The organism is Streptomyces sp. NPDC001515 (assembly GCF_053597115.1).
In genome coordinates this window covers 32,298-52,575 of record NZ_JBSFHN010000003.1, presented here as the reverse complement: position 1 = coordinate 52,575, position 20,278 = coordinate 32,298, and the positions used below count along the sequence as shown (strand labels likewise).

Here is a 20,278-nt window from a genome sequence, read left to right as displayed (position 1 = left end):
GTGTGCATGGCCACACCATGGCCGGGCACGTCCCCGGTTAGGGTCTGTGAGCTGCCTACAAAAAGGGACCCGCCCATGTCCTCCGCCCCGTTCGACTGGACCGACGAGGAGGCGCGCCGCCGCGCGGACGCCGGACTCGTCCGCACGCTGCGGCCCCGCCCCGCCGAAGGGGATCTGCTGGACCTGGCGAGCAACGACTACCTCGGGCTGACCCGCCACCCCGAGGTGACGGGCGCGGCGGCCGACGCGGCGCTGCGCTGGGGCGGCGGGGCCACCGGCTCGCGCCTGGTCACCGGCTCCACGACACTGCACACCGCACTGGAGGAGGAACTGGCCGCCTTCTGCGGTTTCGAGGCCGCCCTGGTGCTGTCCTCGGGCTACGCGGCCAACCTCGCCGCGCTCACCGCGCTGACCGGGCGCGACTCCCTGATCGTGTCGGACGCGGGAAACCACGCCTCGATCGTCGACGGGTGCCGGCTCGCCCGGGCCGAGACGGCCGTGGTCCCGCACGCCGATCCCGAGGCCGTGCACAAGACGCTGCGGGCCCACGGCGGGCGGGCGCTGGTGGTCACCGACTCGGTGTTCTCGGTCGACGGCGACGCCGCGCCGCTGGCCGAACTGGCCGGGGTCTGCCGGGCGGAGGGCGCCGCCCTCATGGTCGACGACGCCCACGGGCTCGGGGTGCTCGGCGACGGCGGCCGGGGCGCCCCCGCCGCGGCCGGTCTGGCCGGAGGCGGGGACGTCGTGACCACCGTCACGCTGTCCAAGTCGCTGGGCAGCCAGGGTGGTGCGGTGCTCGGTCCGGCCCGGGTCATCGACCATCTGGTCAACACGGCCCGGACGTTCATCTTCGACACCGGGCTCGCGCCCGCCGCCGCCGGAGCCGCCCTCGGCGCCCTGCGGCTGCTGCGCCGGGAACCGGAACGTGCCGCGCGGGCCGGAGCGGTCGCCGCCGCCCTGTTCGACGGGCTGACGGCGGCCGGGCTGACGGCGGTCCGCCCGGACGCGGCGGTGGTGTCGGTGCGCGCGCCCTCGGCGGACTCGGCCGTCCGGTGGGCGGCCGACTGCCGTGCCGCAGGAGTGGCGGTCGGCTGCTTCCGGCCGCCGTCCGTGCCCGACGGGATCTCCCGGCTGCGCCTCACGGCGCGTGCCGATCTGACGCGGGAGCAGATCGCTCGTGCGGTGGAGACCGTGCGCCGCACGGCTCCGGCCGGCTGAGTGGTCGGGGGTGCGGGCCACCGCGCCCGCGTCAGCGGTCCCTCGTGCGCGGCCCCCCGTGCAGCGCGGCGACGAAGGTGTTCCATGCCTCCGCCGAGAACCGCAGATGCGGTCCGTCGGCGTCCTTGGAGTCCCGGACGGCCAGGCGCCGGGGTCCGAACGGAGCGGTCTCCACGCAGTTGTTCATTCCCGTACTGCGGCTGCTGCGGCGCCACCGTAACGCGTGCTGTGCGGGGCAATCAGACATGTCGTCCCTCTCGGGCTGTGGGGGTCACCGACCGTCGCGGTCGATGGACGCGATCAGGTCCAACGAGTGCTCCGGCGACAGCGCGTGCGCCTGCAGGGTGCGGAAGGCCGAGCTGTACGCCTCAAGGTCTTCTTTCCGCTCCAGATAGAGGCTACTCGTCAGATGGTCAAGAACGACCACATCTAGATCAGAACTGTTCGGAAAGGAGAAGATAACGAAAGGCCCGGTGATGCCCACATAGCCCCCGACCGCGAACGGAAGCAATTGAAGCTGTACGTGCGGGAGTTGGGCGACGCGCGCGAGATGGCGCAATTGCTCCCGCATCACCCGGGGCCCGCCCACCTCCCGGCGCAGCACGGCCTCGTCGAGCACCGCGCTCAGCCGCAGCGGCGGATCGCTGCGCAGCACCCCCTGCCGGGCCAGCCGCACCTCCACCAGCGAGTCGACGTGGCCGGCCGGTATGCCGTCGAGGGAGGCGCGGGTGACCGCCCGGGCGTAGTCGGCCGTCTGCAACAGGCCCGGCACCACCGAGGTCTCCAGCGTGCGCGCCGTGCGGGCCTGCGACTCCAGGCTGATGAAGTCGCGGTACTGCGGCGGGATCAGCCCCCGGTAGGCGTGCCACCACCCCGCGCCCCCGCCGCCCGCCGATCCGGCGAGCGCCTCCAGCACCTCCCGCAGTTTGGGGTCGTCCGTGCCGTAGGCGTCCAGCAGCCGGGACACATCGGCGGGCCGGACCCCGCTGACGCCGGTCTCGATGCGGCTGATCTTCGACTGGTGCCAGCCGAGCAGCCGCGCCGCGTCCCGGCTGGTCAGTCCCGACGCGTGACGCAGACTCCGCAACTCCTCCCCGAGTTTGCGGCGTCGCACCGCGGGGCCGTGCTGCATCGGGCTCTCCCTCCCACTGGCTGCCGAGCGGACAGTGTGGCGCGGGTCCGGAGCGTCCGGGGCAGATTTCACCGCTTCGAGCGACAGATATATGCATATCTTGGTGGATCGCCGTTACAGAGGGCAGCATCAGTGGCACTCTGGCGCGAAGCACAACCCGGTCCATCGATCGCGGGGTCGCTGCCGGGTGGAAAGGGGCGGGCTCGCCATGGCAGATCATCAGGAAGCAAGCGTCACCCTCCCGAGCGAGCCGGTCTCGGTCTCGGCCGCCCGGAGGTATGTGGCCCGGGTGCTGGCCGAATGGGGGCTCCCGGACGGCACCGACACGGCCGAGACGGTCCGGCTGATCGTCTCGGAACTCACCACCAACGCCGTGCAGCACACCTTCGGCCGGTCGCCCACCTTCACGGTCGACATCCGGCTGGACCGCGAGGAGGAACTGCTCCTCGGCGTGACGGACAGTCACCCGCGGTGGCCCCAGCGCCTTCCCGCCGCCGTCCGCCAGGACAACGGCCGCGGCATGGTGATCATCCGCGCGCTGGCCAAGGAGTACGGGGGCCGGCTGACGGTCACCCCGACCGCCGAGGGCGGCAAGACCGTCTGGGTCGCGCTGCCCTGGGAGGTGCCGGCCGTCAGGCCCTGACGGGGCCGGAGAAGCCTCCCGGCCGTCAGGGCGTGCCGGCCCCGCGCCCGAAGCCGCTGCGCAGCAGGGCCCGCAGCGTCGCCGCGGCCGCGCTCGACCGCTCGCCCCGGTGCGCCACCGAGATCGTCCTGCGGTACGCCGCCGGATCGAGGCGGCGCACGGAGAGCGGCGCCGGGGACATCGCGGCGACCATCTCCGGGACGACCGCCATGCCGATGCCCGCGCTGACCAGGGCACAGACCAGGGCGTAGCCCGGCGACTCGCAGACCACCGCGGGCAGCGCCCCCGCCTCGGCGAGCGCGCGCTCCACCCCGCGACGCGGCGGATGCCCCGGCGCGCTGCTGATCAGCGGCCGGCCCGCCAGCTCCGTCACCGGGAGCCGCCCGCTGCCCTCGGCCAGGATCTGCCCGACCGCCGTGATCAGCACCAGCTCCTCGACCAGCAGCGGTTCCGTGACCACCCCCGACGGGGGCGGCACGGGCGTCGCGGCCGGTTCGTACGCATGGGTCAGCGCCAGGTCCACCTCGCCCGCCGCCACCGCCGCCACCCCGTCCGGCGGTTCGTAGTCCGTGACCACCAGCTCGACGTCCGGGTGGGCCCGGCGGAAGGCGCTCAGGACCGGCGGCAGCAGATGGATGCCCGCCGTCGTGAAGGTCCCGACGCGCAGCCGTCCGCCGGAGAGTCCGGCCAGCCGTGCCAGTTCGTGACGGGCCTGGTCCATCTCGTCCAGGACCCGGCGGGCGCGCCCCGCCAGCAGCTCGCCCGCCGCCGTCAGCCGGGCGCCCCGGTGGTGGCGCACCAGCAGGACGGCGCCGGCCTCCCGCTCCAGCTTGGCCAGCTGCTGGGAGAGCGCGGGCGGGGTGTAGCCCAGCCGGGCGGCGGCGCGCGTGATCGAACCGGCCTCGGCCACCGCCACGAGCGCCGCGAGCCGCGTCGGGTCGTACATGAAGCATCCCTTATGGCAGACCCAGAAGATTGCTAGTACACGCTAAAGGCTCCCGGGGGCCAGGGTGGGGGTCATGGACGCACAACTGACCGCTTTCATCGGCGTGGCCGCCGCCATGGTCGCGCTCCCCGGCGCCGACTTCACCGTCGTGGTGCGCAACGCGCTCGCCTCCCGGACGGCCGGGGTCGCCTCCGCGCTCGGGGTCGCCGGGGGCCTGCTCGTGCACACTGCCCTGGCCGTCGCCGGCCTGGCCGCCGTACTGGTGGCCGTGCCGGTCCTCTTCAGGACCGTCCAGCTCGTCGGCGGCGCGTACGTGCTCTGGCTGGGCGCGAGTGCGCTGTACGCGGTTCTGCGGCGCCCGGCGCGGGACGCGGCGGCGGCGCCCGTTCCGGAAGGATCCGCCGTCCGGGGGGCGGGACGGGCCCTGCGGCAGGGTTTCCTCACCAACGCGCTCAACCCCAAGGCGCCCGTGCTCTTCCTGAGCCTGCTGCCGCAGTTCGTCCCGGAGGGGGCCGCGCCCCTGCCCAGGACGCTGCTCCTCGCCGCGATCGTCGTGCTGCTGGCACTCGTCTGGTTCCCGGCCGTGGCGCTGCTGGTGGACCGCCTCGGGCGGTGGCTGCGCCGGCCGCGCACCGCCCGTGCCATCGAGGGCGGCAGCGGCGCGGCCCTCACCGCGCTCGGGCTGGTCCTGGTGACCGGGCCGTTGCTGCGCTGAGCCGGGGAGGCGGGCCCGCGCGCCGGGCCGGGCTCAGCGGACCCGTCCGTAGGAGACGTTCCGCGTCCAGATCTTCTCCAGCCGCACCACGGCGCCGGTCTTGGGCGAATGCCAGATCCTTCCGCTGCCCGCGTAGATGCCCACGTGGTAGACGCTGCGGCCCGCGTGGAAGAAGACCAGGTCACCGCGTTGCCGCTGGGAGAAGGAGACGCGCCGGGTCGAGTTGTACTGCTGCTGGGCCGTGCGGGGGAGCTTCTTGCCGGCCTTCTTGAACGAGTAGAGCGTCAGCCCGGAGCAGTCGAAACGGCTCGGTCCGGTGGCGCCCCAGCGGTACGGGGCCCCCTTCTTCGACGCGGCGATGTTCAGCGCCTTCATCGAGTGGGTGGCGGCCTGGGCCTCGCCCGCGGCGCCGGGAACGATCAGGGTGCCGCCGACGGCGGCGAGCGTGAGGGCCGAGGCCGTGGTGGCCCGGACGAGCAGAGACGGGACATGAACCTGCGCAGTCATGCGCAACCCTTCGTCAGCCGCCTGTGAAGGATGACCTGTCGGGTTCGGGCTGGCGAAGTTGCCCGGCCGCGCCTGCGGCTTCACCCCGAGGGACGACCGGGTGCTCCCGGCCGACCCGTTGTGCTCGGGTCCTCCACTCCTGCCGATCCACTCCTGTCGACCAGTCATCCGGACGGCGGCAGGACTCGGCGTCCGCCCGGACCGCCCCGCCGCGGTGGCGGGGGCTTGTCGTCCCAGGGATCTTGACTCACCTCGCGCCGGAATTCCGAGGTGAAACGGTCATATGTGAGGCTCATCACCACTGACCCGTTCAGGTGGACAGAGGGTGATTCGGGCACCCTCCGGCCACCGTCGACCGTGGGCGCACCAGCGACAAAAGGGCGGATCTCACTCATGGATCGTCACGAAAGCGCAAATCGGCCGGTCCCTCACGCGAGGGAACGCCTACGCCGAACGAGCGAGGAAAATCCCTCACCCCGTCGGGCGTGTCGCGCTCGGAAACACAGTCAACTCGGTGGGGCCGGGGGCATGGTGACGCGTGCGGCCCGTCGCTCGCCGTCCAGGACGCGCAGAGCGCGGGTGAGTGTGCCGGCGTGGATCAGCGCCTCGCCGCGCTCGTGCATGAGCGTCAGGGCGTCCCGCAGCGCGACCGCGTGGGAGGCGAGTGCCTGGGCCGCGCGCAGGGCTCCGTAGGTGTCGTGGCCGTGCGCCGGATTGATCCGGCCGACCTGGTCGAGGACCTGCAGATAGCGGTCCAGGAACTCGCCCTCGGCGCGGGTCAGGGCGGGCAGCGGCGCGAACTCCGGTGGCTGCATCGGCCCTTCACCTCCCGGTGCGCCGGGCCCCCGGCAGGCCGCGGTTCTCGACGAGGTGGTCGACGATCCCGTACGCCACCGCGGCCGGGGCGTCGAGGACGAGATCGCGCTCGGTGTCCTCGGTGATCCGCGCGGCGTCGTGCCCCGTGTGACGGGCCAGCAGATCCGTCATCAGTCCGCGCGTCCGGGCCAGCTCGCGCGCCTCGATCTCCAGGTCGGAGGGCTGTCCCCGGAGGGGCTCGGGCAGCGCGGGCTGACGCACCACCACACGGGCCCCCGGCAGCGCGTACCGCCGCCCGGGCGCCCCGGCCGCGAGCAGCACCGCCGCACCCGCCTCGGCGCGGCCCAGGCAGTAGGTCTCCACCTCGCAGGTCAGATACGCCATCGTGTCGTAGATCGCGGTCATCGCCCCGAACGAGCCGCCCGGGGAGTTGATGTAGAGCGAGATCGGCCGGTCCGGCGCGTCGTGCTCCAGGTACATGAACTGGGCGACCAGGTCGTTGGCCGCGGTGTCGTCGACGGGGGTGCCCAGGAAGACGATCCGTTCGGACAGCAGCTTCGCGTACGGGTCGAGGGTGCGGGTGCCCTGCGAGGTCCGCTCGGTGAACTCGGGAAGGACGTGACGGGCGGTCGGGCGGTGCATGGCGGGCCTCTCCTCCGGTGTGCGGGCGCGCCGGTGAGGGCCCGCACACGCTTCCGTAAAAAATGTACAGGACGTACAGAAGGTTATGATGGGAGCATGGCCTACGAGATTCCGGTGACGCAAGCCCGAGCTGAGCTCGCCGAACTGATCAACCGAGTCGTCTACGGCGGCGAGCGCGTGGTCGTGACCCGGCACGGCAAGCCGCTCGTGGCCCTGGTCTCGGCCGCTGACCTGGAGCGACTGGAGAACGAGGAGGCGGCGGAGCAGGAGCGGGTGATCAGCTCGGTCTCCTCGATCGGCTCCGTCTCGTCCGCTGCGGGCGAACGGCGGCGCTTCGGGATCGCCGCGGAGCACCGGGGGCACGAGCACCCCGGCGAGTGAGCGCATGAGCCCGTACGCCGAAGAGGCCGCGCCCCCGCGCCTGTGGCGGGGACGCGGCCTCCAGGGGCAGTGCGGACGCGGCGTCAGCCCGTCAGCGCGGCCTGGCGCGCGGTGGCCGCTTCCGGCGCGGGCGCGTCCGGGCGGCGCGACCGGCCGCCGATGAGCACCCCGGCGAGTCCGCACACCGACCACAGGACCAGCGGCAGGACCGCGCCGGACGCGGCGTGCCCGTCGAAGTAGGCGACCGAGCGCACCAGCGAACCGCCCGCGCCCGGCGGCAGCCACTGGCCGATCGTGCCGACCGGCCGGGGGAGCAGTTCGGGAGCGCTGGTCACCCCCGAGAACGGATTGCCCAGGAGCACCATCAGCAGCGCCCCGACGCCGATGCCCGCCGGGCCGATCAGCGCGGCGAGCCCCGCGACCGCCGCCCCGATGGAGAGCACGGTCAGGCCCAGCGCCCCGGCCTCGGCCCACCAGTTCCCGGTCAGCGCCCCGAGCCAGCTGTCGGTGACGGCGGCGGCCACGACGCCCACCAGCGCGGCGGCGCCCAGTAGGGCGGTGACGGCCCGTCCGCCGCGCAGGCCGAGCGCGGTCACCACGGCCCCCGCGGCCACGCCGGCGATCGCCAGCGGAAGGATGCCGGAGCCGAGCACGCTGCCGCGCGGATCGGCCGCCGGGGTGGCGACCACATCGGTGACGGGCACTTGGGCGCCCTCGGGCGCGGACGCCGTCACCGCCTCGCGCAGCAGCTGCGCGACCACGGGGCTCGCGGCCGAGGCGGTCAGCAGCTCGGGGCCCCGCTCCGTGGCGACCACCGCGCCGTATACGGCCCGGTGCTCGACGGCGTCGCGCGCCTCGGCCGCGGAGTCGTAGCGGTGGATCTCGAAGGCGCCGTCGTGCTGAGCGAGCCGCGCCTCCAAGCGCGCGGCGGCCGGGCCGGATCCGGCGATGCCGAGGGGGAGGTCCCTCGGGGCCGTCCGCGCGGCCGGCCAGGTGAACGCCCAGAGCGCGAGCGCCACCAGCGCGGGGACGAGGAGAACGGCCGCCACCAGGCGGCGGTTGGGGGAGGCGGTCATGACGGGTGCCTCGATTCAAAGAGAATGATTGTTCGTTTTACTTGGTGAGGTCACTGTCCCGTCGGGGCGCCCGGTTGTCAAGAATGAATGTTCGTTTTAGGTTGAGGGCATGGCACGTGTATCCCAGGCGCACCTCGACGCCCGCCGCAGGCAGATCCTCGAAGGCGCCGCACGCTGTTTCGCCCGGGACGGCTTCCACGGGACCTCCATGCAGGACGTCCTGAAGGAGGTCGGGCTCTCGGCGGGGGCCGTCTACCGGTACTTCACCGGCAAGGAGGACCTGATCGCCGCCATCGCCGGGCAGGCGCTGAGCGGGGTGAGGGACGCCTTCGAACGGGCCGCCGACGCCTCGCCGCCGCCCACCCCCGATGTGCTGATCGGCCGCGTGGTCCGCACCCTGTTCGGCGAGGGGGCGGAGGAGGAGCGCGCCGGGCTGGAGCGCCGGGCGTTCGCCGGGCTGATCGTGCAGGTGTGGTCGGAGGTGCTGCGCAGCGAGCGGCTGGCCCTCACCCTCCGCGAGGGGTTCGACGGACTGCGGGAGTCGTGGGCGGACCTGGTCGCCGTCTACCGGGCGAACGGGATGCTCGACACCGACGTGCCCGACGAGCACATCGCCCGGACGCTGATCGCCACGGCCCAGGGGTTCATCGCCCAGCTCGCCATGTTCGGCGAGGCCACCCCCGAGGTCCTGGAGAACGGTCTGCGCGGCCTGATGTCCGTGGACCTGCCCCACGCCCGTTAACGCGCCGGAAAAACTTCGGCTCTACCGTGCACTACCTCGCCGCGCGGCGCCCGGCGGCCCCGGCGGACCCGCCGGGGGCGACCGGTGCCGCGCCGTGCCCAGGGACGGGTACGGGCGGACGACAGTGAGGTGGACGCATGCGACTGACCCCGCACGAACAGGAACGACTGCTCATCCACGTGGCCGCCGACGTGGCGGACCGGCGCCGGGCGCGCGGACTGCGGCTCAACCACCCCGAGGCCGTCGCCCTCATCACGGCGCACCTGCTGGAGGGCGCCCGCGACGGACGCACGGTCTCCGAACTCATGGCGTCCGGCCGCACCGTGCTCACCCGCGACGACGTCATGGACGGCATCGCCGAGATGATCCACGACGTGCAGGTCGAGGCGACCTTCCCCGACGGCACCAAGCTCGTCACCGTCCACGACCCCATCGTCTGACGGGGCGCGGCCGATGATCCCGGGAGAGATCCTCTACGCCGACGGCGCCGTGCCCCTCAACGAGGGCCTGCCGGTCACCCGTCTCACCGTTCTCAACGCCGCCGACCGGCCCGTCCAGGTCGGCTCGCACTACCACTTCGCCGAGGCCAACCCCGGTCTCGACTTCGACCGGGCGGCCGCCCGCGGACAGCGGCTGAACATCGCCGCCGGCACCGCCGTCCGCTTCGAGCCCGGCATCCCCGTCGACATCGAACTCGTCCCCCTCGCCGGACGCCGCGTCGTCCCCGGCCTGCGCGGCGAGACCGGAGGAGCCCTCGATGGCTGAGCTTTCGCGCCCCGTGTACGCCGATCTGTTCGGCCCCACCACCGGCGACCGCATCCGGCTGGCGGACACCGGTCTGCTCGTCGAGATCGAGGAGGACCGCTGCGGCGGACCCGGCCGCGCGGGGGACGAGGCCGTGTTCGGCGGCGGCAAGGTGATCCGCGAATCCATGGGACAGGCGCGCACCACCCGGGCCGAGGGCGCCCCCGACACCGTCGTCACCGGCGCCGTCGTGATCGACCACTGGGGCGTGGTCAAGGCCGACATCGGGATACGCGACGGCCGGATCACCGCCCTCGGCAAGGCCGGGAACCCCGACACCATGGACGGCGTCCACCCCGGCCTGGTGATCGGACCGGAGACCGAGATCATCGCGGGCAACGGCAAGCTGCTCACCGCCGGGGCCATCGACGCGCATGTGCACTTCATCTCCCCGACCCTCGTGGACGAGGCGCTGGCCAGTGGGATCACCACGCTCGTAGGCGGCGGGACCGGACCCGCCGAGGGAACCAGGGCCACCACCATCACCCCCGGCCCCTGGCATCTGGCCCGGATGTTCGAGGCGCTGGACGGCTGCCCCGTGAACATCGGCCTGCTCGGCAAGGGCAACACGATGTCCCGGGAGGCGATGCACTCCCAACTCCGCGCCGGAGCACTCGGATTCAAGATCCACGAGGACTGGGGTGCGACCCCTGCCGTGATCGACGCCTGCCTCGGCGTCTGCGAGGAGACCGGGGCCCAGCTCGCCCTGCACACCGACACCCTCAACGAGGCCGGATTCGTCTCCGACACCCTCGCCGCGATCGCCGGCCGGACCGTCCACGCGTACCACACCGAGGGCGCGGGCGGCGGGCACGCGCCCGACATCATCCGCGTCGTCTCGGAGCCCCACGTCCTGCCCAGCTCCACCAACCCGACCCGGCCGCACACCGTCAACACTCTCGAGGAACACCTCGACATGCTGATGGTCTGCCACCATCTCAACCCCGCCGTGCCGGAGGACCTGGCGTTCGCCGAATCGCGGATCCGGCCCTCGACGATCGCGGCCGAGGACATCCTGCACGACCTCGGCGCGATCTCGATCATCTCCTCGGACTCGCAGGCCATGGGACGGATCGGGGAAGTCGTGCTGCGCACCTGGCAGACCGCCCATGTGATGAAGCGCCGCCGGGGGGCGCTGCCCGGCGACGGCCGCGCCGACAACCACCGGGTCCGTCGCTATGTCGCCAAATACACCATCAACCCGGCGGTGGCGCAGGGGCTCGACCGGGAGATCGGCTCCGTGGAGCCGGGCAAGCTCGCGGACCTGGTGCTCTGGGAGCCCGCCTTCTTCGGCGTCCGGCCCCAGACGGTGATCAAGGGCGGCCAGATCGCGTACGCGCAGATGGGCGACGCCAACGCCTCCATCCCCACCCCGCAACCGGTCCTGCCGCGCCCCATGTTCGGCGCGACCGGCCGGGCCCCGGCGGCCAACTCCCTCACCTTCGTCTCGGCCGCCGCGATCGAGGACGGACTGCCCGGACGCCTCGGCCTCGGCAAGCGCTTCGTGCCGATCACCTCCACCCGGGGCGTCACCAAGGCCGACATGCGGGAGAACGACGCGCTGCCCCGGGTGGAGGTCGACCCGGACAGCTTCGCCGTCACCATCGACGGCGATCCGGTCGAACCGGAACCGGCCGCCGAACTGCCCATGGCCCAGCGCTACTTCCTCTTCTGAGAGCGGGGCGACGATGAGCCGCGCAGCCCTGCTCGTCCTGGCGGACGGCCGCTTCCCCGCCGGAGGGCACGCCCACTCCGGCGGCGCCGAGGCGGCCGTCGCCGCCGGACGCGTCCGCGACGCCGAAGGACTCGCCGCCTTCTGCCGGGGCCGGCTGCACACCACCGGCCTCACCTCGGCCGCCCTCGCCGCGGCGGCCGCCGGGGGGCAGGACCCCCTGGCCCTGGACGAGGCGGCCGACGCCCGCACCCCCTCGCCCGCGCTGCGCGCGGTCGCCCGCAGACTCGGCCGGCAGCTCATGCGGGCCGCCCGCGCGACCTGGCCGAGCGCCGCGCTGGACGCCCTGGCCGAGGCCCGGCCGCGCGGCGCCCACCAGCCGGTGGTCCTCGGTCTGACGGCCCGATCGGCCGGGCTCGCGCCGGTGGACGCCGCCCACTGCGCCGCGTACGAGACGATCGGCGGACCGGCGACCGCCGTGGTCCGGCTGCTCTCGCTCGACCCGTTCGAGGCCACCGCCGTCCTCGCCCGGCTCGCCCCCGAGGTCGACCGGGTCGCCGCACGCGCTGCCGCCGCCGCGCTCGGCCCCCTGGCGGAACTGCCCGCCGCCTCCGCGCCCTTGCTCGACATCACCGCCGAGGACCATGCCGAATGGCCGGTCCGGCTGTTCGCCTCGTGACCCCGGGCACCGCCCCCTCACACCACAGGAGCCGCACCATGCACCTCGACCACACCCATTTCGGGGAGGCGGCCGTCGGCGCCGACGCCGCGCGTCCCGACGGCACCCGGCGCGCGCTGCGCATCGGGCTCGGCGGACCGGTCGGCTCGGGCAAGACGGCCACCGTGGCCGCCCTCTGCCGGACACTGCGCGACCAGCTCTCGCTGGCCGTCGTCACCAACGACATCTACACCCGCGAGGACGCCGCCTTCCTGCTGCGCAACGCGGTGCTCCCGCCCGAGCGGATCGCGGCCGTCGAGACCGGCGCCTGCCCCCACACGGCCATCCGCGACGACATCTCCGCCAACCTCGAAGCCGTCGAGGACCTGGAGGAGAACGTGGGCCCCCTCGATCTGATCCTGGTGGAGTCCGGCGGCGACAACCTCACCGCCACCTTCTCCAAGGGCCTGGTGGACGCCCAGATCTTCATCATCGACGTCGCGGGCGGCGACGACATCCCGCGCAAGGGCGGTCCCGGAGTGACCACCTCCGACCTCCTCGTCATCAACAAGACCGATCTGGCGCCGTACGTCGGCTCCGACCTGGACCGGATGGCCCGCGACGCCGCCCAGCAGCGCGGCGCCCTGCCCGTCGTCCTCACCTCGCTCACCTCCGCCGAGGGCGTCGCACCCGTCGCGGACTGGGTACGGGGGCGCGTCGCCTCCTGGACCGCGTGAGCGTCCGGGCCACCGCCCGGGTCCTCGCCGTGCCCGACGGGCGGGGCGGCACCGCGCTGCCCGTCCTGCGGGGCGAGGGCCCGCTCGCCCTCCGGCGCACCCGGGCCGCCCTGCCCGGGACCGCGCGGGTCACCGTCGTCGGCGCCATGAGCGCCCCGCTCGGCGGCGACCGCCTCGCAGTCGAGGCACGGGCCGCGCGGGGCGCCCGGCTCACCGTGGACGCGGCGGCGGCCACCGTCGCCCTGCCCGGACCGGACCCCGGCGGGGGAGCGGCGCACTACACCGTCACCCTCCACGTGGAGGAGGACGCCCGGCTCGACTGGCTCCCCGAACCGCTGGTCTCGGCCCACGGCAGCGACCTCGTCCTCACCACCACCGTCCATCTCGCCCCCACCGCCCGGCTGACGCTGCGTGAGGAACTCGTCCTCGGGCGCCACGGGGAGACCACCGGCACCCTGCGCAGCAGGCTCACCGTCCTGCGCGACGGACGTCCGCTGCTCGACCAGGAGACGGCGTACGGGCCCGGCGCGCCGGGCGGCTGGGACGGCCCCGCCGTACTCGGCGGCCACCGCGCCGTCGGTCAACTCCTGGTCGTGGATCCGGACGTCGAGGAGAAGGGCCCGAAGTCGGCGATGCTGGGGCGCACCGCCGTACGCGCCCGGCTGAACGGCCCCGCCGTGCTCGTGACCGCACTCGCCCCGGACGCCCGGGAGCTGCGGGCCGTGCTGGGCCGCGCCGCGCGGGAGACGACGGGGCCGGAGAGCGGCTGAACACCGCTGATGGGACACGGGTGTCCGGTTATCGATTCGGTAAAGAAGCCGCTCGGTGATCTGTTCCCGGCGGCCCCGCAGAGGACAGGATCCGCGAGAGGCACCAACCGAACCGCGCCGCACCCGAAGGCGCTTGAGATGGGGGGAGGTTCCACGTGAGACGCACCGCAGCGCTCGGCTCGGCCGGCGCTCTGATCGCCGGTACGCTCATAGCGGGCGCGATAGCCGCGCCCGCGGCCACGGCCGAAGGGCACCCGGGCAACAACGCCGAGGCCCGCGGCGTCCAACTGGCCGCGGCACGCGCGGCCAGGACGGGCATCGACTGGACGGACTGCCCGGCCGACTGGGCCATCGCCGCACCGATCCAGTGCGGCTGGGTCACGGTCCCGCTCGACTACGCCAAGCCCGACGGCAAGCAGATCAAGCTCGCCGTCGACCGCCACCGCTCCACCGGCACCGCCGCCGAACGCCAGGGCGCCCTGATCTACAACCCCGGCGGCCCCGGCGGCTCCGGAATGGCCTTCCCCAAGCGCGTCGCCAACAACAGCGCCCTCTGGGCCAAGACCGCGAAGGCCTACGACTTCGTGGGCTTCGACCCCCGGGGCGTCGGCCACTCCACGCCGATCTCCTGCATCGACCCGCAGGAGTTCGTCAAGGCGCCCAAGGCGGACCCGGTCCCCGACTCCGAGGCCGACAAGCGCGCCCAGCGCAAGCTCGCCGCCGCGTACGCGGACGGCTGCGCCGAGCGCAGCGGCGCGATGCTGCCGCACATGACCACCCCCAACACCGCGCGCGACCTGGACGTCATCCGCGCCGCGCTGGGCGAGAAGAAGCTCAACTACCTGGGCGTCTCCTACGGCACCTACCTCGGTGCGGTGTACGGCACGCTCTTCCCGTCCCACGTCCGCCGCATGGTCGTGGACAGCGTCGTCAACCCGGCCCGGGACAACATCTGGTACCAGGCCAATCTCAACCAGGACATCGCCTTCGAGAAGCGCTGGGGCGACTGGAAGGCGTGGGTCGCCGCCAACGACGCCACCTTCCACATCGGCGACACCGCCCAGAAGGTCGAGCAGGAGTGGCTGAAGCTGCGCGCCTCGGCCAAGAAGAGCCCGATCGGCGGGGTCCTCGGCCCGGCCGAGCTCATCGGCTTCTTCCAGAGCGCCCCGTACTACGACTCCACCTGGGTGTCCATCGCCCGGACCTGGAGCGCCTACCGGGCCGGTGACACCCAGGCACTCGTCGACGCCGCCGCACCCGACCTCTCGGACACCGCGGGCAACATCCGCGCCGAGAACAGCAACGCCGTGTACACGGCGGTCGAGTGCGCGGACGCCAAGTGGCCCACCAACTGGCGGACCTGGGACCGGGACAACACCCGGCTGCACCGCGACTACCCGTTCATGACCTGGGCCAACGCCTGGATGAACCTGCCCTGCGCGACCTGGTCGGCCAAGCAGCAGAACCCGCTGGACGTCCGTACCGGCAAGGGCCTGCCGCCCGTGCTGATCGTCCAGTCCACGCGGGACGCCGCCACCCCGTACGAGGGCGCCGTGGAGCTGCACAAGCGCTTCAGGGGCTCGCGTCTCATCACCGAGGAGGGCGCCGGTTCGCACGGCGTCACCAACCTGGTCAACCCCTGCATCAACGAGCGGGTGGACACCTACCTGCTCACCGGGCGGACCGACCAGCGCGACGTGACGTGCACCCCGCACGCCACGCCGAAGCCGTAACGGAGCACCGAACGGGCGGGCGGCCGGTGGGTTCACCGGCCGCCCGTTCCCGTTCCCGCGCTCAGGCCGTGGCGTGCCCGCCCCGGTCGTGGGCCTCCAGCCAGGCATCCTCCGCCGCGTACCGGAAGAGGGCGTCGCCGTAGGCACGGACCATGGCCGGATAGGCATCCTCCCACGACCGTCCCGCCAGCCGGTCGACGATCCACGCGACGGTCCGCGGAAGCGACTCCTCGTACCCCGTCACCGGGCGGTACCCCAGCTCGTGTTCGGCGGCCGTCATGTCGTAGACGATCGGGTGCGGCGCGGTCCACGGCGTCGCGCCCACGCCCTCCGGGGTGACCGCCCCCTCCATCAGCACGGTCGTGGTGGTCCGGCCCAGCACCCGGTCCACCGCCTCCCCGATCTCGGCGACCGTCGGCGCCTGCGGGTCGGCGGCGTTGAGCACCCGGGAACCCGGCTTCAGCGCGGCCAGCCGGATCAGCTCCGCCAGATTGGCGGAGTGCACGGGATGGAACCGCGAGGTCCCGCCGTACGCCAGCACCCGGTGGGTGCGGCCGTCCAGCGCCCGCTTGACGAAGTACAGCTCGCGCGGGCTGCGGCAGTACGGGCCGTGGATGGCGCCCGCCCGCAGCAGCGTCACGGGCAGCGAGGTGCCCGCCGCCAGCAGATCGCGCTCCAGGCGGATCTTCCGCGTCGCGTACGTGCGCTCACCCGGAGCGACCGTGTCCTGGGTCTCCGGCATCGGGACCGGGTAGCGCGCCGCACCGTCCGGCTCGCCCTGGGTGTCGAAGCCCTTGCCCCGGTCGTCCACGTACACCGCGCCGCTGGAGACGACGACGGCGGACCCGATCCGGTCCGCCAGCTCCTTCAGCTGGCGGGCGTGCGCCCCGCCGTAGGCGACCAGGTCCACCAGCACGTCGCAGCCGTCGCCGAGGGCCGAGGCGAGCGCGCCCTCCTCGTCCCGGTCCAGCGCGACCGTCCGCACCCCCGCGTCCCAGCGCGCGTCACGGCCACCGCCGCGCGAGGCGGCCGTCACCTCCCAGCCGTACTCGACGAGCGCGCGCACCGCCGCCCGCCCGACCTGTCCCGTCGCTCCCAGCACCCATGCCTGTCCCTGGCTCATGGACGCACGCTAGGCGGCGGCCGGCGGGTCGGACCAGCCCGTTTCGCCGTCCGCGATTCCGCTGTCAGCTGCGGCGGCCGGGGAACTTCCCTCCGGATCCCTGCTGCCCGGCCGCCTTCACCTTGGCCGCGTAGTCGTCGACGTACTCCTGGCCGGACAGCTTCAGGATCGCGTACATGATCTCGTCGGTGACGGCGCGGATCGCCGCCTTCTGGTTCTCCAGACCGGCGTAGCGGCTGAAGTCCAGGGGCTCGCCGAAGCGGATGGTGACCTGCTTGATCCGGGGGAGGACCTTGCCGGGCGGCTGGATCTCGAAGGTGCCGACCATGGCGCACGGCACCACCGGCACCCCCGCCCTGATCGCCATCACCGCGACGCCCACCTTGCCCTTGTAGAGCCGGCCGTCGTGCGAGCGGGTGCCCTCCGGATAGATGCCCAGCAGCTCACCCCGGCCCAGCACCTTGAGCCCCTCGTCGATGGCGGCCTGACCGGCCTCCTTGCCCGAGCGGTCCACCGGGATCTGGCCGATGGAGTGGAAGAACGCCGCGGTGAGCCTGCCCTTCACGCCGGGGCCGGTGAAGTACTCCGCCTTCGCCAGGAAGGTGATCCTCCGCTTGAGGATCGCCGGCATCAGGAAGTGGTCGGAGAACGACAAGTGGTTGCCCGCCACGATCGCCGCGCCCTCCTCCGGAAGATGCTCGGCCCCCTCGATGACGGGGCGGAAGAGCAGCCGCAGCAGCGGTCCGATGACGACGTACTTGAACAGGTTGTAGAACACCCGGTTGCTCCCTCGTGTGGCGAACCGTCCCGCGGAGCGCGTTCGTGCTCGTCACCGCCGGTTTTCAGGGCGTTCAGTGTAGGTGCACGGACCGGCGGCCGGTCAGGCGTGTACCGCCGATTCGTACAGTTCCAGCAGCCGGCTCCTGGTCGCCTGCAGCCGGCCGGCGAGAATCGCGCCCACCCACTGGCTGATCGCGTAGCCGAACGCGGGGTCCGCCGTGCACGCGTCGCGCACCCGCGCCGCGTCGAAGGCGTGGGCGCGCACCGGACTCAGCGTCTCGGCGCCCAGCTCCCACGCGTACGGCGGGAAGAGCCAGGAGAGGCCGACGAGGTCACCCGGCTGCAGCGTCGCGATCTCGGCGTTGCGGCGGTGCGGCAGCCGGGCGTCCAGCGTCACCGAACCCGTCCTGAGGATCCAGAAGCGGTCGGCGACCGCGCCCTCCTCGAAGAGGCGCCGGGCCGCGGGGAACCGGACGTCCGCGGCGAGGCTCAGCAGATGGTCGCGGTGCGTGGCCGGAAGGGCCGTGAGTGTGGTGGTCATCGGAGCACTCCTCCGAGGAGCGGCGGTTCGGAAGGCGGCCCAGCGCGCCAGCGCTCCTGGGGGCGCGCTGTCCTCGTAGAGGTCTTGTTCCCCCTGAGATGCGAAGTACGCGAAACGGACCCCATCGGTCCAGGGCGGACCGGGCCCCGCGCACACGGGACCGCCCCCCACCGGTGCTCCGGCGGGGGGCGGTCCCGTTCGACGGTCCCGGGGCCGGCCCCCTCACCGCGTCAGGACGGTGACGGGGGCCGGACCGCGGGATCAGGGAGCGGTGCCCCAGGAGAGGGCGCCCGCGGTGTACAGACCGATCTTCGACGCGTCCGCGTAGGCCGTGTTGGTGGCCCGGCTGTAGTCGTCGGCCTCGTTGAAGTTCGACCAGTCGCTCTTGTTCAGGCGGAGCTGGATCTCACCGGTCGAGGCACCGGCCGCCAGGGTGCCGCTGCCGAAGCCGACCTCCAGGTAGTGGCTGGCACCGGCCGAGGAACCGTTGGACGTGACGTTGAGCGTCACCTTGCCGCAGCCGATCACCGCGTAGTCGCACGCGGTGCCGAAGGTGGAGGCACCGGCCTCGGGGGTGAACCAGTAGCGCACCTTCACCGTGGACAGGTCCACCGGGGACGAGCCGGTGTTGACCAGCTGGAGACCCATCCGGATCTGGTTGTCGGTCACCGAGGAGTCGGTGTTCTTGTACTGCACCTTCAGCGTGCCCGTGCCGGTGCCGCCGCCCGCGGAGGTGGTGACGGACAGGGCGGCGGAGGCCGCCGAGACGTTCCCGGCCGCGTCCCGCGCCTTGACCGTGTAGCTGTACGCGGTCGAGGCGGTCAGGCCCGAGTCGGTGTACGAGGTGGTGGTGGAGGAGCCGACCTTGACCCCGCCGCGGTACACGTCGTAGCCGGTGACGCCGGTGTTGTCGGTCGACGCCGTCCAGGAGAGCGAGACGCTGCTGCTGGTCTTGGCGGTCGCGGTCACCCCGGTCGGCGCGGTCGGCGCCTGGGTGTCGTCACCGCCACCCGGGTTGCCGCCGCCGTTGATCGGCGGGTAGGCGTTCTTCACCAGCTCCTGGAACTGCGCGGAGAACCAGTGGCCGGCGACCGGGGCGTTCGGCAGCGCGCCGGACATGCTGTTGCCGTTGCGGCCGTTACCGGTGTACGTGGGGTCGCACATCCGGTCGAAGCCCTTGCCCTCGTCGTTCTCCTCGGGCTCGCTGTTGCCGTCCGACTCCCCCGGGGGCTTGGCCCACACGTAGGCGTCGATCCCGGGCTCGGGGGCGGCGGTGGGCCGCTCACCGATGCCGGCGCCGGTCTGGTTGCACCAGTTGCCGGCGTGGATGCGCCGGTCGACGCGACCGCCGTTGACGTAGGTGTCCACGCTCGTCAGCGGACCCGCGGAGGTGGGCCGGTCGGCGCCGCCCCAGCCGTTGCGGGCGGTGTCGATCAGCATGCCGATGTCGGAGTTGAAGCCCTGGCCCACCAGCTGGGTGCGCAGCGCCTGGGCGAACGTCAGCTCGTCGACGTAGTAGTTCCAGTCGATCCACTTGGACTGGCGCACCGTGGTGCCGTTCACCGAGTCGGTGATCTTGATGTTCGGCTCCTTGAGAGCCGAGTAGTTGGCCGTGTTCACGATGAACCCGGCGACGTCGTTCACCGTGGCGCCCTCGGAGGTGGCGGCCTTCTTGAACTCCAGGCCGGCCGGGGCCATGTTGCTGTCCCAGCCCAGCCAGCCGTGGTGGGCGGCGTCGATGTAGTTGTAGACGTTGGGAATGGCACCCAGGGTGTGCAGGGCGTAGCCGACACCCTTCTCGTAGTTGCCGTTCGCCTTCATCGTGGCGCAGTCCTCGGTCGAACCGGCCGTGCCGCCCGCGTTGGTGACGAGGTTGGGCAGCGAGTCGGGCTCGATGATGGTGACGATGCGCAGGTTCGCGTAGGCAGGGTCGGCCAGGATCTCGGAGATCGGGTCGATGTATTCGTTCTTGTAGCGGTCGAGCTCCGTGGGGCCGAGCTCACCGTGCGACGCCAGCGCGGCGCAGTCGCGCCCCGGCAGGTCGTAGATGACGACCTGGAACAGGTTCGCACCCTGGGCGAGGGCGGTGTCCAGGTGGTCGCGCAGGCTCCTCTTGCCCTCCGTGCCCTCGATGGCCGCGATGCGGTCCATCCAGACGAAGGCGGGGGTGTTCGCGATGGCCGCGCCGCCCGGCTCGGCCGCCGCGAGAGCGGACCAGTCCGGGTTCACGTACGCCTTGGCGCCCACGTAGGGGTTGTCGACCCGTGCGGCCGCCGAAGCGCTGGTGGCGGGCAGGGCCACGGCCATCGCCGCGCCCAGGGCCAGGGCGGAGACTGCGGCGAGCCTCCGTCGCAGGCCGTGCGTGATCGTGTCTCTCGTACTCATTGCGGGTCCGTGCTCCTCTCGTACGCCTGCGGAAGATCGCCGCAGACGGGTCGTGGGGGTGTAGCCAGGGGGCGGGGGCCCCCTCGGGGGCGTCCTGCCGGTCCGGGCCGTGGTCGCGGCCCGGCCGGCGGGACGCCCCCCGGGCCGCCGTCGGCGGGGACGGCGGTCCGTGGTGCGGCCGTGAGGACGGCGGTGGATCCCCGATGGCGGGCACAGCGGGGTGAGTGAAAGACCCGCCACCGGGAGTTCGTCGGCCG

Annotated in this window: 23 protein-coding genes; 12 read left to right on the top strand and 11 right to left on the bottom strand. The window is 73.1% G+C overall.

Features of this window, described 5'->3' with window-relative positions; genetic code table 11:
* Window positions 1-75: 75 nt before the first annotated feature.
* A complete protein-coding gene (locus ACWCXC_RS05320; protein ID WP_450680063.1) occupies window positions 76-1,218 on the top strand; it encodes an 8-amino-7-oxononanoate synthase in 1,143 nt (380 codons plus the stop codon).
* A 31-nt stretch (window positions 1,219-1,249) separates the two neighbouring features.
* On the opposite strand, the gene ACWCXC_RS05315 is transcribed toward ACWCXC_RS05320, so the two are convergent.
* Both ACWCXC_RS05315 and ACWCXC_RS05310 read right to left on the bottom strand, forming a co-directional pair.
* A complete protein-coding gene (locus ACWCXC_RS05315) occupies window positions 1,250-1,465 on the bottom strand; it encodes a DUF397 domain-containing protein (RefSeq protein WP_450680064.1) in 216 nt (71 codons plus the stop codon).
* Window positions 1,466-1,489: 24 nt separating this feature from the next.
* The gene (locus ACWCXC_RS05310) at window positions 1,490-2,350 is read right to left on the bottom strand and encodes a helix-turn-helix domain-containing protein (protein ID WP_450680065.1); all 861 of its coding nucleotides are present in this window, start codon (window positions 2,348-2,350) and stop codon (window positions 1,490-1,492) included.
* Between the two features lie 208 nt (window positions 2,351-2,558).
* On the opposite strand from ACWCXC_RS05310, the gene ACWCXC_RS05305 reads away from it, so the two are divergent.
* On the top strand, window positions 2,559-2,993 hold the full coding sequence (locus ACWCXC_RS05305; RefSeq protein WP_450680066.1) for an ATP-binding protein: 435 nt from the start codon (window positions 2,559-2,561) through the stop codon (window positions 2,991-2,993).
* Between the two features lie 25 nt (window positions 2,994-3,018).
* Here the strand turns inward: ACWCXC_RS05305 and ACWCXC_RS05300 are convergent, their stop codons facing one another.
* Complete coding sequence (locus ACWCXC_RS05300; protein WP_450680067.1) at window positions 3,019-3,939, bottom strand: LysR family transcriptional regulator; 921 nt, start codon at window positions 3,937-3,939, stop codon at window positions 3,019-3,021.
* A 73-nt stretch (window positions 3,940-4,012) separates the two neighbouring features.
* On the opposite strand from ACWCXC_RS05300, the gene ACWCXC_RS05295 reads away from it, so the two are divergent.
* Complete coding sequence (locus ACWCXC_RS05295; protein WP_450886716.1) at window positions 4,013-4,654, top strand: LysE family translocator; 642 nt, start codon at window positions 4,013-4,015, stop codon at window positions 4,652-4,654.
* A gap of 33 nt (window positions 4,655-4,687) precedes the next feature.
* Here the strand turns inward: ACWCXC_RS05295 and ACWCXC_RS05290 are convergent, their stop codons facing one another.
* The 3 genes from ACWCXC_RS05290 to ACWCXC_RS05280 form a co-directional block, all read right to left on the bottom strand.
* Complete coding sequence (locus ACWCXC_RS05290) at window positions 4,688-5,161, bottom strand: C40 family peptidase (RefSeq protein WP_450680069.1); 474 nt, start codon at window positions 5,159-5,161, stop codon at window positions 4,688-4,690.
* A 506-nt stretch (window positions 5,162-5,667) separates the two neighbouring features.
* On the bottom strand, window positions 5,668-5,976 hold the full coding sequence (locus ACWCXC_RS05285; protein ID WP_450680070.1) for a hypothetical protein: 309 nt from the start codon (window positions 5,974-5,976) through the stop codon (window positions 5,668-5,670).
* 7 nt (window positions 5,977-5,983) lie between these two features.
* Complete coding sequence (locus tag ACWCXC_RS05280) at window positions 5,984-6,619, bottom strand: ATP-dependent Clp protease proteolytic subunit (RefSeq protein ID WP_450680071.1); 636 nt, start codon at window positions 6,617-6,619, stop codon at window positions 5,984-5,986.
* A gap of 96 nt (window positions 6,620-6,715) precedes the next feature.
* Between ACWCXC_RS05280 and ACWCXC_RS05275 the strand changes: the two genes are divergently transcribed.
* The gene (locus ACWCXC_RS05275; RefSeq protein ID WP_450680072.1) at window positions 6,716-7,000 is read left to right on the top strand and encodes a type II toxin-antitoxin system Phd/YefM family antitoxin; all 285 of its coding nucleotides are present in this window, start codon (window positions 6,716-6,718) and stop codon (window positions 6,998-7,000) included.
* A gap of 83 nt (window positions 7,001-7,083) precedes the next feature.
* Here ACWCXC_RS05275 and ACWCXC_RS05270 read toward each other — a convergent pair whose 3' ends face one another.
* Window positions 7,084-8,076: an ABC transporter permease gene (locus ACWCXC_RS05270; protein WP_450886713.1), complete on the bottom strand. Its 993-nt coding sequence runs from the start codon at window positions 8,074-8,076 to the stop codon at window positions 7,084-7,086.
* A gap of 109 nt (window positions 8,077-8,185) precedes the next feature.
* Here ACWCXC_RS05270 and ACWCXC_RS05265 point away from each other — a divergent pair, with 109 nt between their 5' ends.
* The 8 genes from ACWCXC_RS05265 (at window position 8,186) to ACWCXC_RS05230 (ending at window position 15,192) form a co-directional block, all read left to right on the top strand.
* Window positions 8,186-8,818, top strand: coding sequence for a TetR/AcrR family transcriptional regulator (locus tag ACWCXC_RS05265; protein ID WP_450680074.1), 633 nt, complete (start codon window positions 8,186-8,188; stop codon window positions 8,816-8,818).
* A gap of 137 nt (window positions 8,819-8,955) precedes the next feature.
* Entirely contained in the window at window positions 8,956-9,258 is a 303-nt protein-coding gene (locus ACWCXC_RS05260; protein WP_383637355.1) for an urease subunit gamma, read from the top strand.
* Between the two features lie 13 nt (window positions 9,259-9,271).
* Entirely contained in the window at window positions 9,272-9,583 is a 312-nt protein-coding gene (locus ACWCXC_RS05255; RefSeq protein WP_450886711.1) for an urease subunit beta, read from the top strand.
* The gene (locus ACWCXC_RS05250; protein WP_450886709.1) at window positions 9,576-11,297 is read left to right on the top strand and encodes an urease subunit alpha; all 1,722 of its coding nucleotides are present in this window, start codon (window positions 9,576-9,578) and stop codon (window positions 11,295-11,297) included. The genes ACWCXC_RS05255 and ACWCXC_RS05250 overlap by 8 nt, the downstream gene beginning before the upstream one ends.
* A 13-nt stretch (window positions 11,298-11,310) precedes the next feature.
* Complete coding sequence (locus tag ACWCXC_RS05245; protein ID WP_450680077.1) at window positions 11,311-11,973, top strand: urease accessory protein UreF; 663 nt, start codon at window positions 11,311-11,313, stop codon at window positions 11,971-11,973.
* Window positions 11,974-12,011: 38 nt separating this feature from the next.
* The gene (gene ureG / locus ACWCXC_RS05240) at window positions 12,012-12,689 is read left to right on the top strand and encodes an urease accessory protein UreG (RefSeq protein WP_450680078.1); all 678 of its coding nucleotides are present in this window, start codon (window positions 12,012-12,014) and stop codon (window positions 12,687-12,689) included.
* Entirely contained in the window at window positions 12,686-13,459 is a 774-nt protein-coding gene (locus ACWCXC_RS05235; protein WP_450680079.1) for an urease accessory protein UreD, read from the top strand. The genes ureG and ACWCXC_RS05235 overlap by 4 nt, the downstream gene beginning before the upstream one ends.
* A gap of 155 nt (window positions 13,460-13,614) precedes the next feature.
* Window positions 13,615-15,192, top strand: coding sequence for an alpha/beta hydrolase (locus tag ACWCXC_RS05230; RefSeq protein ID WP_450886706.1), 1,578 nt, complete (start codon window positions 13,615-13,617; stop codon window positions 15,190-15,192).
* Window positions 15,193-15,253: 61 nt separating this feature from the next.
* On the opposite strand, the gene ACWCXC_RS05225 is transcribed toward ACWCXC_RS05230, so the two are convergent.
* The 4 genes from ACWCXC_RS05225 to ACWCXC_RS05210 form a co-directional block, all read right to left on the bottom strand.
* Entirely contained in the window at window positions 15,254-16,315 is a 1,062-nt protein-coding gene (locus ACWCXC_RS05225; RefSeq protein WP_450886704.1) for an NAD-dependent epimerase/dehydratase family protein, read from the bottom strand.
* 64 nt (window positions 16,316-16,379) lie between these two features.
* Window positions 16,380-17,093: a lysophospholipid acyltransferase family protein gene (locus ACWCXC_RS05220; RefSeq protein ID WP_450680081.1), complete on the bottom strand. Its 714-nt coding sequence runs from the start codon at window positions 17,091-17,093 to the stop codon at window positions 16,380-16,382.
* 102 nt (window positions 17,094-17,195) lie between these two features.
* A complete protein-coding gene (locus ACWCXC_RS05215) occupies window positions 17,196-17,636 on the bottom strand; it encodes a cyclic nucleotide-binding domain-containing protein (RefSeq protein ID WP_450680082.1) in 441 nt (146 codons plus the stop codon).
* A 261-nt stretch (window positions 17,637-17,897) separates the two neighbouring features.
* Window positions 17,898-20,021: a glycoside hydrolase family 6 protein gene (locus ACWCXC_RS05210; RefSeq protein WP_450886701.1), complete on the bottom strand. Its 2,124-nt coding sequence runs from the start codon at window positions 20,019-20,021 to the stop codon at window positions 17,898-17,900.
* Window positions 20,022-20,278: the final 257 nt, after the last annotated feature.

Excerpts from the sequence above, each read along its gene's own strand:
- ACWCXC_RS05225 (WP_450886704.1), bottom strand. The coding sequence starts at position 16,315 with ATGAGCCAGGGACAGGCATGGGTGCTGGGAGCGACGGGACAGGTCGGG.
- ACWCXC_RS05215 (WP_450680082.1), bottom strand. The coding sequence starts at position 17,636 with ATGACCACCACACTCACGGCCCTTCCGGCCACGCACCGCGACCATCTG.
- ACWCXC_RS05260 (WP_383637355.1), top strand. The coding sequence starts at position 8,956 with ATGCGACTGACCCCGCACGAACAGGAACGACTGCTCATCCACGTGGCC.
- ureG (WP_450680078.1), top strand. The coding sequence starts at position 12,012 with ATGCACCTCGACCACACCCATTTCGGGGAGGCGGCCGTCGGCGCCGAC.
- ACWCXC_RS05295 (WP_450886716.1), top strand. The coding sequence starts at position 4,013 with ATGGACGCACAACTGACCGCTTTCATCGGCGTGGCCGCCGCCATGGTC.
- ACWCXC_RS05310 (WP_450680065.1), bottom strand. The coding sequence starts at position 2,350 with ATGCAGCACGGCCCCGCGGTGCGACGCCGCAAACTCGGGGAGGAGTTG.
- ACWCXC_RS05255 (WP_450886711.1), top strand. The coding sequence starts at position 9,272 with ATGATCCCGGGAGAGATCCTCTACGCCGACGGCGCCGTGCCCCTCAAC.
- ACWCXC_RS05320 (WP_450680063.1), top strand. The coding sequence starts at position 76 with ATGTCCTCCGCCCCGTTCGACTGGACCGACGAGGAGGCGCGCCGCCGC.
- ACWCXC_RS05285 (WP_450680070.1), bottom strand. The coding sequence starts at position 5,976 with ATGCAGCCACCGGAGTTCGCGCCGCTGCCCGCCCTGACCCGCGCCGAG.
- ACWCXC_RS05275 (WP_450680072.1), top strand. The coding sequence starts at position 6,716 with ATGGCCTACGAGATTCCGGTGACGCAAGCCCGAGCTGAGCTCGCCGAA.
- ACWCXC_RS05315 (WP_450680064.1), bottom strand. The coding sequence starts at position 1,465 with ATGTCTGATTGCCCCGCACAGCACGCGTTACGGTGGCGCCGCAGCAGC.
- ACWCXC_RS05245 (WP_450680077.1), top strand. The coding sequence starts at position 11,311 with ATGAGCCGCGCAGCCCTGCTCGTCCTGGCGGACGGCCGCTTCCCCGCC.
- ACWCXC_RS05300 (WP_450680067.1), bottom strand. The coding sequence starts at position 3,939 with ATGTACGACCCGACGCGGCTCGCGGCGCTCGTGGCGGTGGCCGAGGCC.
- ACWCXC_RS05250 (WP_450886709.1), top strand. The coding sequence starts at position 9,576 with ATGGCTGAGCTTTCGCGCCCCGTGTACGCCGATCTGTTCGGCCCCACC.
- ACWCXC_RS05290 (WP_450680069.1), bottom strand. The coding sequence starts at position 5,161 with ATGACTGCGCAGGTTCATGTCCCGTCTCTGCTCGTCCGGGCCACCACG.
- ACWCXC_RS05280 (WP_450680071.1), bottom strand. The coding sequence starts at position 6,619 with ATGCACCGCCCGACCGCCCGTCACGTCCTTCCCGAGTTCACCGAGCGG.
- ACWCXC_RS05210 (WP_450886701.1), bottom strand. The coding sequence starts at position 20,021 with ATGAGTACGAGAGACACGATCACGCACGGCCTGCGACGGAGGCTCGCC.
- ACWCXC_RS05270 (WP_450886713.1), bottom strand. The coding sequence starts at position 8,076 with ATGACCGCCTCCCCCAACCGCCGCCTGGTGGCGGCCGTTCTCCTCGTC.
- ACWCXC_RS05305 (WP_450680066.1), top strand. The coding sequence starts at position 2,559 with ATGGCAGATCATCAGGAAGCAAGCGTCACCCTCCCGAGCGAGCCGGTC.
- ACWCXC_RS05265 (WP_450680074.1), top strand. The coding sequence starts at position 8,186 with ATGGCACGTGTATCCCAGGCGCACCTCGACGCCCGCCGCAGGCAGATC.